Raw genomic sequence first — 14,362 nt, forward strand, 5'->3', positions numbered from 1 at the left:
AAAGGTAGCACGAACAGCCGGAGGAGACACAAAAAATCTAAAAATTGTTAAATTCTCCATCCTTGCGGGCGCTTCAGTATTCTTAACCAATAAAAGCAAAGGCTTTAAAAGTTAAAATTGTAACTTTGTCAGTTGAAAATTCAGTTGCACAATTATGGATGTTCAGGAAATTAAACAACGCTTTGGAATTATTGGAAATGCACTAGGACTCAACCGGGCCATTGAAGTGGCCGTACAGGTTGCCCCTACTGACTTGTCGGTTTTAATTACCGGTGAGAGTGGAACCGGTAAAGAAGCATTTCCTCAAATCATACATCAATATTCATCCCGAAAACATGGTAAATACATTGCCGTAAACTGCGGGGCCATTCCGGAAGGAACCATTGACTCGGAACTATTTGGACACGAAAAAGGAGCCTTTACCGGCGCTTTGTCTGACCGGAAAGGTTATTTTGAAGAAGCTGATGGCGGAACCATATTTTTGGATGAAATCGGCGAACTGCCCCTGTCTACCCAAGTCAGGCTTTTGCGTGTTTTGGAGGCCGGAGAGTTCATGAAAGTGGGTTCTTCAAAGGTGCTAAAAACCAACGTTCGCGTGGTAGCAGCCACCAATGTGGATATTCCCGTAGCTATTGGAGAAGGAAAATTCAGGGAAGACCTGTACTACCGACTCAACACCGTACCTATTCGGGTTTTGCCACTTCGCGATCGCAAGGATGACATCTACCTGCTTTTCCGCAAATTTGCCCTTGACTTTGCCGAACGATATCGCATGCCTCCCATTCGCCTGGACGAAGAGGCTCAACACGTATTAACCAGTTACGACTGGCCCGGTAACGTTCGTCAGCTTAAGAACATTACCGAGCAGATATCCATCATCGAACAAAACCGAATTATTAACGGCGACGCCATGCGCAGTTACATTCCCAGTGCAAAAAACCATTTGCCCGCGCTCTACAAGGGTATCGATGAAAAAACGTTCACCAATGAACGCGAAATTCTGTACCAAGTTTTGTTCGACATGAAAAAAGACATGAACGACTTAAAAAAGCTGGTTCATGACCTGATGGTTGATGGCGCTGATCGCCCAGGCTTTCATTCTGAAAATGCTCAAATTATCCGAAAAATTTACCAAAAAGAAGATGAGCCCCTGATGCCGGAGTCTCAAAGTCAGGCCCCAATACACTACAACACGACCATTCACCGGGATGACATTCAGGATACGGAGGAGTTTGTGGAAGAATCGCTCTCCTTGGAAGACAAAGAAATCGAACTGATCAAAAAAGCCCTCGAAAAACACAAAGGAAAACGCAAATATGCTGCACAGGAGTTGGGAATTTCAGAACGAACCCTGTACCGAAAAATTAAAGAATATGACATTAACTAATAGTATTAAAAGCTTCCTGTTGATTATTTTTCTGGTTCTGGGAACAAATACCCTGCTGCCAAGCTGCCAGGTTTCTTATTCCTTTACCGGAGCTTCTATCTCGCCGGAAGTAAAAACATTCTCGGTTTATTATTTCCCCAACCGGGCCCGCTTAATCAATCCCAACTTAAGCCAGCAGATGACCGAAGCCTTGCAGGACAAACTGCTTCGACAAACCTCGCTGGACCAGCAAGAAGAAAGTGGCGACCTGGAATTTGAAGGACAGATTACCAATTACGAAACCCGCCCGATGAATATTTCGCAAGGCGACCTGGCGGCTCAAACCCGACTGACGGTTTCGGTGAAAGTAAAATACACCAACAACACCAACCACGATGAAGACTGGGAAAAAACCTTTTCAGCCTATGAAGATTTTGACAGCAATCAAATTCTAAGCAGTGTTGAAGATGAACTGGTCACTACCATTCTGGAAAAATTAACCGAAGATATTTTTAACGCATCGATTGCAAACTGGTAATGCAAAAAGAAGCTTTTTATAACTACCTGAAGCACCCGGAACAACTCAACCAGGAAAGCCTGGATGAACTCATGGAAGTTGTCAGAAGCTATCCGGCCTTTCAAACAGCCTGGATTTTACTGCTGAAAAACCTGAAATGCCTTGATCATCCTGACTTTGATCACTATTTGGAACAGGGCGCTCTTCGGATTACCGACCGCAGCAAGCTGTACCACTTTTTGCACCAGGAGGTTGTTCAGCCAGAACCTGCCACAGCGCAGCAACTCGATGCAGAAGACCCGCTGGCCAGAGAATACATGGCTCCCGGAGCCTACCAACTGAGTAGCCGAAAAGAGGAGCAGGAAGAGACACTGGTTGACCTGATTCGGTCGATTCGGAAGAAAGAAGTTAAAAAAGCCCTGGATGAGGTGGATCTTCCACAGGAGGCACCCGCCGCTGAACCGGCCGATAACTCGCTTGTGACAGAAACGCTTGCCAAAATATATGCCCAGCAAAAGCATTACAAAAAAGCGATTGAAGTCTATGAAAATTTAAGTTTGAAATTTCCGGAAAAAAATACTTACTTTGCCGGGCAGATTGAGATTTTAAAAAAATTAACGAATTAAATAAAAGCTAACCATGTATACGCTAATTACTGTTTTAATTTTCATCACTTGTGCACTTTTGATTCTAATTGTATTGGTTCAAAACTCAAAAGGTGGTGGCTTAGCAAGCAACTTCCAGTCTTCCAATCAGATTATGGGCGTTCGCAAAACAACTGATTTTCTGGAAAAAGCAACTTGGTATTTAGCCGGAGCTTTACTCGTTTTGTCTATTATGGGCAGCGCATTCATTCCAAGAGGGACTGTAGAAGCTAATCAATCAGCGATTCAGGAGCAAATTGAAAATGCGGTTGATCCCAATGCCATTCCTGACTTCCCAACAACAGTACCGGCAGAAGAAGGCAACACGGATGAAACACCAGCAGAATAAATTATTCCAACCTTATAATTTCGAAACCACTCCTTACCGGGGTGGTTTTTTTATGTCCATATGTCAGGTCGGCAATCATTCTGCCAAAACAGATAAAAACCTAAAAAACAACACCATAAGGCAATGAATAGAAAATCACACAATCGTATACGTGAAAAAATGTCTCAAAACAGACTGCCATAATCCATCTACAGCCTTTGGCATAAAATTCGATAGATAAGGGTGTCAATTTAAAAATATGTCTAACTAAAATAATTTGAAAGATGGCAGAGTTAAAAGGTAAAATCCTTGCAGGTAAAATCCTGGTTCAACCACAGGAAGCAGAAACAAAAACAGCAAGTGGAATTATTATTCCTGATTCCGCAAAAGAAAAGCCACAAGTTGGCCAGGTTGTATTGGTTGGCGCCGCTAAAAAAGACGAGCCAATGGAACTAAAAGCTGGTGACACTGTATTCTACGGAAAGTATTCTGGTACTGAGTTGAACATCGACGGGACTGATTACTTGTTGATGTCACAAACAGATGTTTTATACATTGTTTAATCAAAATTCAAAACTTCTTAAAAAAGAATAACAATGGCAAAAGAAATTAAATTCGATATCGAAGCAAGAAACTTGCTGAAAGAAGGTGTAGACCAATTGGCGAATGCCGTAAAAGTAACTTTAGGACCAAAAGGACGCAACGTAGTAATTGAGAAAAAATTCGGTGCTCCTCAAATCACTAAAGATGGTGTAACTGTAGCTAAAGAAATCGAGCTTTCAGACGCATATGCCAACATTGGTGCTCAAATGGTAAAAGAAGTAGCAAGCAAAACTGGCGATGACGCTGGTGATGGTACAACTACTGCAACTGTTTTGGCTCAATCAATTGTTAATGTTGGTTTGAAAAACGTAACTGCAGGTGCCAACCCAATGGACCTGAAACGTGGTATCGACAAAGCTGTTGCGAAAGTTGTTGAGACCATCAAATCTCAAGCTCAAAATATTGGCGACGACTACAGCAAAATCAAACAAGTTGCTAAAGTATCGGCAAACGGTGATGAAGAAATTGGTTCTTTGATCGCTCAAGCCATGGAAAAAGTACACAAAGAAGGTGTTATTACTGTTGAAGAAGCCAAAGGAACTGAAACTTACGTTGACGTTGTTGAAGGTATGCAATTCGACCGTGGTTACATTTCTCCTTACTTTGTAACTGACACCGAAAAAATGGAAGCTAGCTTAGAAGCTCCTTTCATCCTGATCCACGACAAAAAGATCAGCACCATGAAGGACCTGCTTCCTGTATTGGAACAAACAGCTCAAAGCGGACGTCCATTGATGATCATTGCTGAAGATGTTGATGGTGAAGCATTGGCTACATTGGTGGTTAACCGTCTGCGCGGATCATTGAAAGTATGTGCTGTTAAAGCGCCTGGATTTGGTGATCGTCGTAAAGAAATGTTGGAAGACTTGGCTATTTTGACTGGTGGTACTGTTATCACTGAAGAAAAAGGAATGAAGTTGGAAGACGCAACAATTGATATGCTTGGCCAAGCTGAGAAAATCACGGTTGACAAAGAAAACACAACGGTGGTTTCAGGTGCTGGCGAAGAAGAAGCGATCAAAGCCAGAGTTAGCATGATCAAACGTCAAATTGAAGCAACAACTTCTGACTACGACCGCGAAAAACTGCAAGAGCGTTTGGCTAAATTAGCTGGTGGTGTTGCTGTTCTTTACGTAGGTGCTGCTTCTGAAGTAGAAATGAAAGAAAAGAAAGACCGTGTTGACGATGCCTTGAGTGCAACTCGCGCTGCTGTTGAAGAAGGAATCGTTCCTGGTGGTGGTGTCATGCTGATCCGCGCTATTGCTTCTCTTGAAGGCTTGACTGGCGAAAACGAAGACGAAACAACTGGTATGGAAATCGTAAAACGTGCGATTGAAGAGCCATTGCGTCAGATTGTAGCCAACGCTGGTAAAGAAGGTGCCGTAGTTGTACAAAAAGTACGCGAAGGAGAAGGTGATTTCGGATACAATGCACGCATTGACGAATACCAAAACCTTTACGAAACTGGTGTAATCGACCCAGCTAAAGTAACTCGTGTAGCCCTTGAAAATGCCGCATCAATTGCTGGTATGTTCCTGACTACAGAGTGCGTGTTGGTTGACGAAAAAGAAGATGCACCTGCAGCTCCTGCTATGCCTCCCATGGGTGGCGGTATGGGCGGCATGATGTAATCAGTCCATTCGACATTAGTAAATCTGAAATAAAAAAAACAGCGTATCATTCAATTGATGCGCTGTTTTTTTATTCCCTGATTTCGGATAAATTCTTTAGAATGCGATGCATTAAGAGCCAAAGAGCCAGGAATTCAGAATCAAGCATCCGGAACCCCGGATTTATTTGCGAAAATTGAAAGGCAGATTGTAAAAGACAGAATAGGAAAAGTCGAAGTTGAATTTCTTTTCAGCCGGGCCATAGCCAGGATTAAAATACACATGAGGCATCTCAAAGTCCTTCTGGCTCATTTTCAATTTACCACGAATACTCCAGCCCATAAACAGGTTTTTGAAAACCTCTCCTTTGATACCCAATACAAATTCAGCCCACTGGGCAGTGTAGTTTTGTTTCCCCATCCGACCGGTCAAATCGCCCCAGTAGTTGGTTATCCGGTATTCTTTGACTTGCTGATTGGCAAAGCTGAACCCATAGCGCAAACCGACATAAACAATGTCCATGTCTTTGGCGTGTTCGGCAACCAGTAAGTTGTAATCAAATCCGAAGCGGGTGTACGAACCGGCCGAGCTGTAGTCCAGGTAATCGTGATCAATTTTCAGTTTCTCCCAACCGGTTTCAATCACCGGATACAAATTCGGAATCAACTCCATATCGAAACTCAACTCCGTTCCATACCGATCGCCCTTGTTCCACAAATGCTGCATCGGTCGTGAAATATCAAGTCCCACACGCAATCCATCCATGTGGATAAAATTATCTGTCCGTTTGGGTTTTAGTTTGAGCTCGCGCTCCTGCCCCTGACTAATTAGCGTCAGCAGGCAAAGAATGAATGTAAAGCTGAATATTTTCATGCCAGTTTTTTGTGACCGCGCTGTCCGTAACTTCATAATCGTCAATCCGATTAAAACTGTGTTCGATGTCTAGTATTTTTGATTCCTGATAAAAGCCCGTCTCTGCTGATTCAAAAATCAGTTCATTGGAATGAATGATGCTTAGCGTATCTGCAATGGAGTCGAGCAGCACCACATAGCTGGTGGTATCGCCGCTGCTCAAAGGCAAGCGGAACACATCGGTTTCTACCTGGTAAATCCAGATACTGTCCCTCCCCACACCATACACCGAAACTTTAGGTTTACGGGTATTCAAGGTGTCTACATTTTTAACCTTCACTTCAAGCAAAGCCTGAGGCGGTGATTCAAAAACATCCTGGCAGGCCACCAACAAGGCAAGCGAAATCAAGCTGTATAGAATTTTTCTCATCGTTTGGAAAATCAAAAACGCTAATTTAAGGATATTACGCTTGAATGGAAGTGAAACCAAAAGAACTTTTTAAAAATTAAACGCAGGTAGTGTGGCCTGGCTCTGCCTAGCCTTCCAAGGGCTCCGGGTGAATGGTCGTTACCAGCCCAAATTTTTCCAGAATCCGGGTTTCAATCCGGGTGCAAATTGCGTGCGCTTCATTCAGGGGCATGTTCGCCGGAAGCTTAATGTGGCAGCTCAATTCATTGTGGTTGCCATACTGGTGTAAATGAAAATGATGAATAAACACTTCCCGTTCCAAAAGCCCGTCAACTTCAATCTTAATCGATCGAATCAACTCCGGATCAATTCGTTCACCCAATAAGCTTTTGATTTCGCGCGACAGAATTTCATAGCTGGCATAGCCAATCATTACAGCCACAATCAGCGCCAACACCGAGTCAATCCACCAATAATACTTTCCAATTAAAATCCCCACCAGGATAATAATCGACGACAACGAGTCGGTCCGGTGGTGCCAGGCATCGGCTTTTAAAATGGACGAACCGGTTTTGCGATAGCCCCAAAAGGCATACTGGGCCAGCGCCTCCTTGCCTAAAATTGACAGGATGGTCACCACGATGGCAATGGTTCCAAAATGGCCTCCTTCGCCACTGTTAAACTTTTCCACAGCACTCAGTACAAAGTCAAAAGCCACCAGCGCCAGAAGCACGCCAATAATAATAGCTGCAATGTGTTCGGCCCGCCCGTGTCCAAACGGATGTTCTTCATCGGCCGGTTTGTTGGACAGCTTTCCGCCAATCAATACAATTACCGACGACACCGAGTCGGTCAAGGTGTGCCAGGCATCGGCAATTAAGGCAATGGAGCCGGAAACAACCCCTGCCCAATACTTAACACCAAACAAAAGAAGGTTGGTCCCAATGGAAACCCACCCTTCACGAACAATGTATTTATGCTTATCTTCTTTCATGATGCGATGCCAACAAAACTAGCCAATTATGCTTGAAAAGCCCGAATAAAATCCTTGATTTTAATCGTTCTAAACAGACAAGACGCTGACCGAACCGTCTGCCAACGAATTTTCCGGGGCAAACACACCAGCAATTTTCAGCTCCCCTGGCTAAAAAGAACCAGCCGAAAACAAACACTTCATTAAACAATAATCTAGTCATTCTTGTTGCTCATTGGGAACAAAACAGACAGGAAAGTAAATGCGGAACTTTCACAATTACACCGATTGTTGTAACTTTTTAGCACGGTTTCTCCAAGCGTTCCTGATTTCCTGTTCACGATAAAACAGATCAACTAAAATAAAAACAGACGATGATCCAAACGCCATTAACAAGCCTGGCAGGCTACCAGCAATGAAACAGCACTGCTTCAACAGCCGGGTACAACCAATAAGAAATTCTTAAAATACATAAACCATCACCATATGAAAATAACAGAACGAAAACTCAAAGGAGTTTATGAAATTCAGTTGCAACCCCACCTCGACCCGCGCGGCTTTTTTATGCGCATCTTCGATGAGAAGATTTTGGAAGAAGCCGGTCTTGGGCGCCACTGGGTGCAGGAAAACCACTCGCGATCGGAAAGAGCCGGCATCATCCGCGGACTGCACATCCAGATGCCCCCCTACTCCGAAACCAAAATGTTGCGCTGTATCCAGGGCTCCATTATCGACTATTTTGTCGACCTGCGCAAAGGATCGCCCACGTATGGGCAGTGGGATTCGATTGAGCTCAGCGCCGAAAATAAAAAGATGATCTTTATCCCACGCGGCTTTGCACACGCCTTTTGCACCCTCTCCGAAATCAGCGAGGTAACTTACAAGGTAGACAATCCTTATGTGCCTGAGTCGGAGCGCGCCATCATCTGGAACGACCCCACACTCAACATCGAGTGGCCAACTGACAATCCGCAACTGTCGGACAAAGATCTGCGCAACATGACCTTTAAAGAGTTTGATGAACTAACCGGCGGTGGCGTTGTGCTCTAAGGAAATTCGCCACCAACCGCCGTAAAAAAGGGATGAATCGATGCGATTCATCCCTTTTTTACGGCATCAGTTCCTGTCCGCACTACCCAATGCCAAACAGGTTTTTAATGCCTACCAGCACCATGTTGATGCCAATGGCACCAATAAAGAAACCATTCAGACGGAGCAGCACCTCCATGTTTTTATCAAAGGCTTTCTTGAACTTTTTCTTCTCAATGGAATCCCGCAAGGTCTTCAGTAAAAAAATGGCCAAAAAGTTAACCAGAAAAATACCGGCCAGCGACACGCCCCCAATCAGGTACGAATGGTCATGCCCCAATAAAATACTCAGCGAGATGGATCCGGCCCCCACCATAAAAGGCAAGGCAATTTCCGAAGCCAGATCATCCAGGTTTTCCTTAATAATAATCAGGGCCCTTTGTCCTTTTACGATGTAGAAATAGGCGTAGGAGAAAATGATGATTCCACCAAAAATCCGGAACGACTCAAAGTCAATCTGGAAAATTTTGCGGAAGAACAGATCGCCCGACAAAAAGAAAATAAGACAGACTGAAAATGAAATGAGGGTGGCCTTAAAAATGACCATCATAAAATCGCGATGCGACAAGTCCTTCCGAATCGGTTCGAGGTAAAGGAACAAGGCGAACGGATTTAACATGACCAGGAATTCGACAATGGATGACAACATGACTTCGTGTTACTTTTTGGGGTTTTAAACTTAAAGCCGATCAATCAACCGGCAAGATTTTCTGCTACGAATAACTGAACAATTTTTCAAACGATCAAATAAAATGAGGCCTTGTTGAGCAAGTCAAAAACTCCGGGGCACAACCACTAACCCACGAGGATGAAGCAAACAATCTGCCACCGCCAACCGTTTTACTCTCAGCATGAAAAAGAAAAACAAGGCCATACGGTGGGGCATCTTTCTGATGATTTTTAGTGGGGTGTTTTTTGCCCTCACCCTACTCATTCCCTTTCTGGAGCTCGAAACCAGGCAGAAAGTGGCGTGGTCGTCGGCCAGTTTTATTGCCATGGAGGTGGTGTTTTGGCTGGGCGGCCTGCTGGTGGGCAAAGAGCTTTTTACCAAATACAAAGCCCGGCTCAATCCGGGCAACTGGTTTCGCAAAAAAGGCTCCGAAGAAGAGTAAACCACCTCTTCTTCGGAAAAGCCGGAGCCTATTCTTCCACCACTTCAACTTCCACTTCAATGCCGCCTACCCAGCCCGAAATGAGGTTGTACAGGGCACAGCCCAGCGCAGTCATCAAAAAAATGATTACGCCATACACAAAGGGCAGGAAAATAAGCATAATACCACCAAACGGAAAAGCACTGTCAAACAGGCCGCCGGCAATACTGCCAATCAGGCCCAGTGGAATCATAAAAATGGCAATAATCAGGAAATACATCAAGGCAACCACTTTCGCAGTTTGCCATACATTAAATCGTTTAATCCGTTTCATCATTGAGTTTAAAATTTAGTTAGACAATTGGTTTATGTATTATAATCTTTGGCTTTCTTCCGCTGGCGCAAACTGGCAATTTGTGCCTTGCCCCTCAGGGCAAATAACTTCTTGCTTCTACCAGTAAGGCACGGGTTACAAAACCGCGCCAGCGGAGATTACACCAGATGATGCAAGCGTGCGGTAACGAGTTTCTTCAATTTAGTTTTTTAATAATACTTTTAAGTCGTCTTCTATATTCTCCGGTGAATCACAATAGGGCTTTATTACTTTTCCATCCTGTACCAGAAAATAAGTTGGCACACCACTAACTCCGAATTTGTTTATGAGAATATTACTCCAGTTTTCATTGGCAAAAAGATTAATTCCACCTATTTTCTTCTCGTCAATCATTTTCTTCCAATCCTCTTTACTGCTAGATGTACAAATGTTTAGAAATACTACTTTCGGACTATTAGCATACGCCATTATTAAGTCATTTTTTTGTGGAATTGAAGCAATGCATGGTTTACACCATGTTGCCCAAAAATTTACATAGACTATTTTCTCCTTGAAATATTTAGGAGAAAAGAATTGTCCACTGCTATTGGGCAAATAGAAATATGGTATAGAGTCATTTTTTTCTAAACGATTCTTTGCGGATTGCTGGTAAGCATCATTCCTGTTTTTTACAATTGAGTCATTCAGTAAACTTCTTTTTGCAATTAAATCATTCAGATAGTTCGTACTTGAGAAATCATTTTTGTTTTCTTGAAAGAGTTCGTCATAACTTTCGAGATCTTTAGTTTGGGTTAAATACGAATTTAGATAATTGTACTTAAATACGTCTCGAATCTCTCCAGTCAAGTTTTCATTGGCTTTTGAAAGTGCTAATGCTGTTGTTAAATCCCTCCATTCAGCTACAGATTGTTTTTGATAAGTAACATTGTCATATACCAAACAGCTGTTTAAAAAATCGAAGTACCAATATGAAAAAATTGCACTTGGGTTATTTATGTCTAAGGTGTCAATTGATTTATAATAATCTTTAGGAGGGCTATAAGTTATATTCAGATGCTTTTCGAATAATGCTTTTTGTGATTTTTTATAATTACTACATAAATATATAATCTGGCTTTTTTCTGTTTGAATAAACCATTCAGGCAGATGCGTATGCAGTGTATACTGTTTCAAAAAATTCAACTCATTCCTCATCAAAGTATCCGTGTTTATTGAGATTTGATCAAGAACTGCAGGGGCTTTATTTAATGGTATTCTTAAATCCTGATATCCTAGATGTTGCTTTTTTTGAAGATAATAATTACAAATTGACTGTGTCCTCCCACTATATTCTATCTTTTCAACACTACCATTATCCAATAATTGCACGTTTACTCTCAAAGTGTCTTTAGGCAATAAGAAGCCTGTAAACGAAGAATTATTTACTGTAAAATAAATACCTGAGGGGTATTCACAAGGAATAACAAACTCGATATTATTCTCCTCCTCCAAAACAAACGAGTTATCATAGAATTTTGATGATTTGAAAATAGACAGATTATACAAACTAATTGCAGTACTATCTTTAAGGTTTTCAAATGAGAATTTTACAACCGCGTTTTCACCAAGTTGGACTTTATGCTTTTCTTCCTTTTTACAAGAAATAGCACTCCAGAAGATTAATGAGATGACCGGGATAAAATGAATCCAAGTCATTTTTAATTTATGAATCATTTGTACTTTTTTTAACCTTATTGCTAGTGGCAATCTATCTAAAAAGTAAAATAAAGCCGATGAGATTTCATTATTCTGCAGTCGAGCGATTCCATCGCGTGACATCTCATTAAAACATTTGTCTTATCCCCTTTTTCGGTTGCTTACCAACAGCTAACTACAATCTAATAACAAAACAGATGATACAGTCATACAATAGCAGAGATTACTGCTCGAACTCTTAATTGCCAGGACTGATTTTTTCTACCATTTCCATAATCTTATCTTCTAAATCCTCCTTGTAACCAGACTCTATCCATACAATTTGATTATTCGAATTTAAAATCATTGTTGTTGGAAGCCCATAGTTAATCTGGCTAAGTACTGCCATTCTTTCTTCTTTATTCTCTAGAGGATTACAGAGAATCTGATATTTAATCTCTTTATCCTTCATGTACGCTACTAGTTTTTCCCTTTTGTCGTAGGGATAGAAAACCTTACAATTAATATTTTTTGCTTTGGAATAAGTATTATGAATTCTTTCAATTGCTGGTAGTGCCATTCGACATGGCCCACAAAATATTGACGATATAAACAAAATTGTCGTAGTCCCTTTCGTTTCATTCATCTGCAAAGGAGTTCCATCGGTGTACTGTAAGCTCCAGTTGGGGATTCTATCACCAACACCAAGAGCTTCTGTCTCCTCGGCCTCTGTAATTGAATCTGATCTTGCTATGGATTGCCTGATGGCTAATAAACTGTCATAGGAATCATAATTCTTGAAATCAGAGTAATAATATTCTCGAATAAAAGGTTGCTCCTTATTTACAACAATTCGCAATAGCCAGGGAAGCAATGTCGCCTTATTGATATATAATTCATAAGCAAAGCGGTTAATATCCACAGCACTTAACTTGATGCATGAAACTTTTTGCAAAATAGTGTCCGTTTTAGCCTGAAGAGTATAACCATCGAGATTGAGAATATCAACAATCATTGGTAATTGCCCCAAAAAATCGCCTCTAAACGTTGATGGCTCTATTTTTTTTCTGCTGGTAGCAATTTTATCCTTTTTCGGGTTACTGTCAAGCGTTTTAACATGGACATTTCCATCGTAATTTAGCCTGATTGTAATAGGAACATGAAAACGTGGATGAATGAGGTCTTTCCGAACGTGATATTTATAACCAATAATTGAATCTCCCTGCAATGCTTCAAAAGAAGCAACATTAGATGTCTGAAACCTATCTCCAATGCTCTTCCCCTCAATGGTAATTTCTTCAATCGTATAAGCTATCGCTTTACCATTTACCAGGTTATTCTTAACGCTTTCAATTATTTGGGCCTTACTTTTTGGACAACCTACAAAAAGTAAGATGATAAATGTTATTACATGCTTGTTCATAATTCTCATTTTTTATTGGATTAACAGTGGACAAATAATACCGTTTCTAATTTTTGAGAGCCTCCGCTGCCAGCGGAGGACTGCTGAGTTTTTACAATATCCTTTATTCAAGTATTACTTTTTTGACAGGTTCTAAATATGTGCTGAATAAATTAGCTGGATAAGCTTCATGAAATTTCTCAATGATTTCTATAAATTCATTTTCCTTCTTTCTTCTTGAATTTTGGATAATGTATCTGACCGTAAAATATTCAAGATTTTCACCCTCAAAAAATTTATTGGCTAACCCTAACCGATAAGTATGTTCTAACCCCTTTTCTCTGTATTCAGCACGAGTTTCTGAAAATTCAGAATAGGTAATTGAATTATAGATATTGTACCAGTAATATAAATCCAGAAAATCGTATAGATTCTTTGTTCTCGGAATGTCTTCATTGGTTAGAGACACTAAGGCATTTGCATCCTCCCAATATTTACTTACTGAATCAGGAATAGAAGCTCCCTCCCTGATATATTTAGCTGTATTCATTGAAGCAATCGTACTTAAAGCAGTTCCATAGTAAACGTCTCTATCGGTTTTTATCAGGTTAAATACCTCCGTATTGATTTTGCCTTCTTCCAATAATTCATTGAGTTTTAAATTTTCTCCTTGCCTAAGAGCGAATAAATCCTTTTTGATGCCGGTCATATCGGCAGGTTCTCTTTTGAAATTAAAGAAGCAGGTTTTAGGATTGGCTTGAGATAAGTTATTGTAAAAGTCCTGAATTGTGTTGTTGCTTCCTTCTATTACAAATTGTTGTTCCTTAGAAGTCAGGTCAATGGTCAAATCATATGTTTCGCCAGGCTCTGCAACAATTGTAGGGCTTTGCTCAAATGCCATAAAACCTTTTGCAAGTACCACTACAAATGAAGGTTTGTCGATACTAAAACTGATTTCAAATTTACCTAAAGAGTCAGTGTCAATTGAATTTGTTATAGCCCAGTCACAAATACCATTTGTAGGAGCAGTATAGATAATTTCCACAGGCTGTTCACCTATGATTTGTCCCCGAATTAAAACCTCCTTATTTTTTGTTTTGCACGATATTAAACTAACAAGAACCAGAATGGCTATTGAAATTGATTGTTTCATTTTTTTGTTTCTTTTCATGTGTGAAATAATCTTGGAGAGCGACAGCATCCGGCAGGTAGACTTCTTTACTGATCGGTTGACTTCGAGTCACCCGATCAGTAACAATTTGATTTTATACCTATCATCTTTGGCTTTCGGCCAATTGAGTAATAAAGAAGAGCTGTCATAAGTAATTTAAGTTAGATGATTAATAAACCGCACGATCCAACCGAGCGGCGGCGGGGATTAGTTAAATCTATTTTTCTAAGTTTCATCGATTTCTAATTTTCGCTAACGGTCACTTGTATGTGGTCGGGCGGTCCCGATGCAATCGGGAG

Annotated in this window: 16 protein-coding genes; 8 read left to right on the forward strand and 8 right to left on the reverse strand. The window is 41.1% G+C overall.

Features of this window, described 5'->3' with window-relative positions:
* Window positions 1-154: 154 nt before the first annotated feature.
* The 6 genes from Q1A18_RS13815 to groL all read left to right on the forward strand — a co-directional run bounded on the left by Q1A18_RS13815 (window position 155) and on the right by groL (window position 5,089).
* A complete protein-coding gene (locus tag Q1A18_RS13815; RefSeq protein WP_299581432.1) occupies window positions 155-1,387 on the forward strand; it encodes a sigma-54 dependent transcriptional regulator in 1,233 nt (410 codons plus the stop codon).
* Window positions 1,374-1,904 (forward strand): LptE family protein, encoded by a 531-nt coding sequence (locus Q1A18_RS13820; protein ID WP_299581435.1) that lies wholly within the window; start codon window positions 1,374-1,376, stop codon window positions 1,902-1,904. The genes Q1A18_RS13815 and Q1A18_RS13820 overlap by 14 nt, the downstream gene beginning before the upstream one ends.
* Window positions 1,904-2,509, forward strand: a complete 606-nt coding sequence (locus tag Q1A18_RS13825; protein WP_299581438.1) for a hypothetical protein — start codon at window positions 1,904-1,906, stop codon at window positions 2,507-2,509. The genes Q1A18_RS13820 and Q1A18_RS13825 overlap by 1 nt, the downstream gene beginning before the upstream one ends.
* A gap of 13 nt (window positions 2,510-2,522) precedes the next feature.
* Window positions 2,523-2,876: a preprotein translocase subunit SecG gene (gene secG / locus Q1A18_RS13830; RefSeq protein ID WP_299581441.1), complete on the forward strand. Its 354-nt coding sequence runs from the start codon at window positions 2,523-2,525 to the stop codon at window positions 2,874-2,876.
* A gap of 263 nt (window positions 2,877-3,139) precedes the next feature.
* Complete coding sequence (locus Q1A18_RS13835; RefSeq protein ID WP_299581444.1) at window positions 3,140-3,418, forward strand: co-chaperone GroES; 279 nt, start codon at window positions 3,140-3,142, stop codon at window positions 3,416-3,418.
* Between the two features lie 33 nt (window positions 3,419-3,451).
* Window positions 3,452-5,089: a chaperonin GroEL gene (gene groL, locus Q1A18_RS13840; protein WP_299581447.1), complete on the forward strand. Its 1,638-nt coding sequence runs from the start codon at window positions 3,452-3,454 to the stop codon at window positions 5,087-5,089.
* A gap of 162 nt (window positions 5,090-5,251) precedes the next feature.
* Here groL and Q1A18_RS13845 read toward each other — a convergent pair whose 3' ends face one another.
* The 3 genes from Q1A18_RS13845 to Q1A18_RS13855 form a co-directional block, all read right to left on the reverse strand.
* Entirely contained in the window at window positions 5,252-5,941 is a 690-nt protein-coding gene (locus Q1A18_RS13845; protein WP_299581450.1) for a DUF6048 family protein, read from the reverse strand.
* Complete coding sequence (locus Q1A18_RS13850) at window positions 5,892-6,350, reverse strand: DUF6452 family protein (RefSeq protein ID WP_299581453.1); 459 nt, start codon at window positions 6,348-6,350, stop codon at window positions 5,892-5,894. Before Q1A18_RS13850 ends, Q1A18_RS13845 begins: the two co-directional genes overlap by 50 nt.
* 106 nt (window positions 6,351-6,456) lie before the next feature.
* Window positions 6,457-7,323 carry a cation diffusion facilitator family transporter gene (locus Q1A18_RS13855; RefSeq protein ID WP_299581456.1) on the reverse strand — a complete coding sequence of 289 codons (867 nt, stop codon included), beginning with the start codon at window positions 7,321-7,323 and terminating at the stop codon, window positions 6,457-6,459.
* Window positions 7,324-7,788: 465 nt separating this feature from the next.
* On the opposite strand from Q1A18_RS13855, the gene rfbC reads away from it, so the two are divergent.
* Complete coding sequence (gene rfbC, locus Q1A18_RS13860; protein ID WP_299581472.1) at window positions 7,789-8,352, forward strand: dTDP-4-dehydrorhamnose 3,5-epimerase; 564 nt, start codon at window positions 7,789-7,791, stop codon at window positions 8,350-8,352.
* A gap of 82 nt (window positions 8,353-8,434) precedes the next feature.
* Here the strand turns inward: rfbC and Q1A18_RS13865 are convergent, their stop codons facing one another.
* Complete coding sequence (locus Q1A18_RS13865; protein ID WP_299581477.1) at window positions 8,435-9,040, reverse strand: MarC family protein; 606 nt, start codon at window positions 9,038-9,040, stop codon at window positions 8,435-8,437.
* A 202-nt stretch (window positions 9,041-9,242) separates the two neighbouring features.
* Between Q1A18_RS13865 and Q1A18_RS13870 the strand changes: the two genes are divergently transcribed.
* Window positions 9,243-9,503 carry a transporter suffix domain-containing protein gene (locus Q1A18_RS13870; protein ID WP_299581480.1) on the forward strand — a complete coding sequence of 87 codons (261 nt, stop codon included), beginning with the start codon at window positions 9,243-9,245 and terminating at the stop codon, window positions 9,501-9,503.
* A gap of 28 nt (window positions 9,504-9,531) precedes the next feature.
* Here Q1A18_RS13870 and Q1A18_RS13875 read toward each other — a convergent pair whose 3' ends face one another.
* The 4 genes from Q1A18_RS13875 to Q1A18_RS13890 all read right to left on the reverse strand — a co-directional run bounded on the left by Q1A18_RS13875 (window position 9,532) and on the right by Q1A18_RS13890 (window position 14,063).
* Window positions 9,532-9,819, reverse strand: a complete 288-nt coding sequence (locus tag Q1A18_RS13875; protein ID WP_299581483.1) for a hypothetical protein — start codon at window positions 9,817-9,819, stop codon at window positions 9,532-9,534.
* A gap of 198 nt (window positions 9,820-10,017) precedes the next feature.
* Window positions 10,018-11,634 (reverse strand): TlpA disulfide reductase family protein, encoded by a 1,617-nt coding sequence (locus tag Q1A18_RS13880; protein WP_299581486.1) that lies wholly within the window; start codon window positions 11,632-11,634, stop codon window positions 10,018-10,020.
* Between the two features lie 115 nt (window positions 11,635-11,749).
* Complete coding sequence (locus tag Q1A18_RS13885; RefSeq protein ID WP_299581489.1) at window positions 11,750-12,913, reverse strand: TlpA disulfide reductase family protein; 1,164 nt, start codon at window positions 12,911-12,913, stop codon at window positions 11,750-11,752.
* Window positions 12,914-13,016: 103 nt separating this feature from the next.
* Window positions 13,017-14,063, reverse strand: coding sequence for a hypothetical protein (locus Q1A18_RS13890; protein ID WP_299581492.1), 1,047 nt, complete (start codon window positions 14,061-14,063; stop codon window positions 13,017-13,019).
* Between the last annotated feature and the right edge of the window lie 299 nt (window positions 14,064-14,362).

It is taken from the genome of uncultured Sunxiuqinia sp. (genome assembly GCF_947495665.1).
Lineage (GTDB): Bacteria > Bacteroidota > Bacteroidia > Bacteroidales > Prolixibacteraceae > Sunxiuqinia > Sunxiuqinia rutila.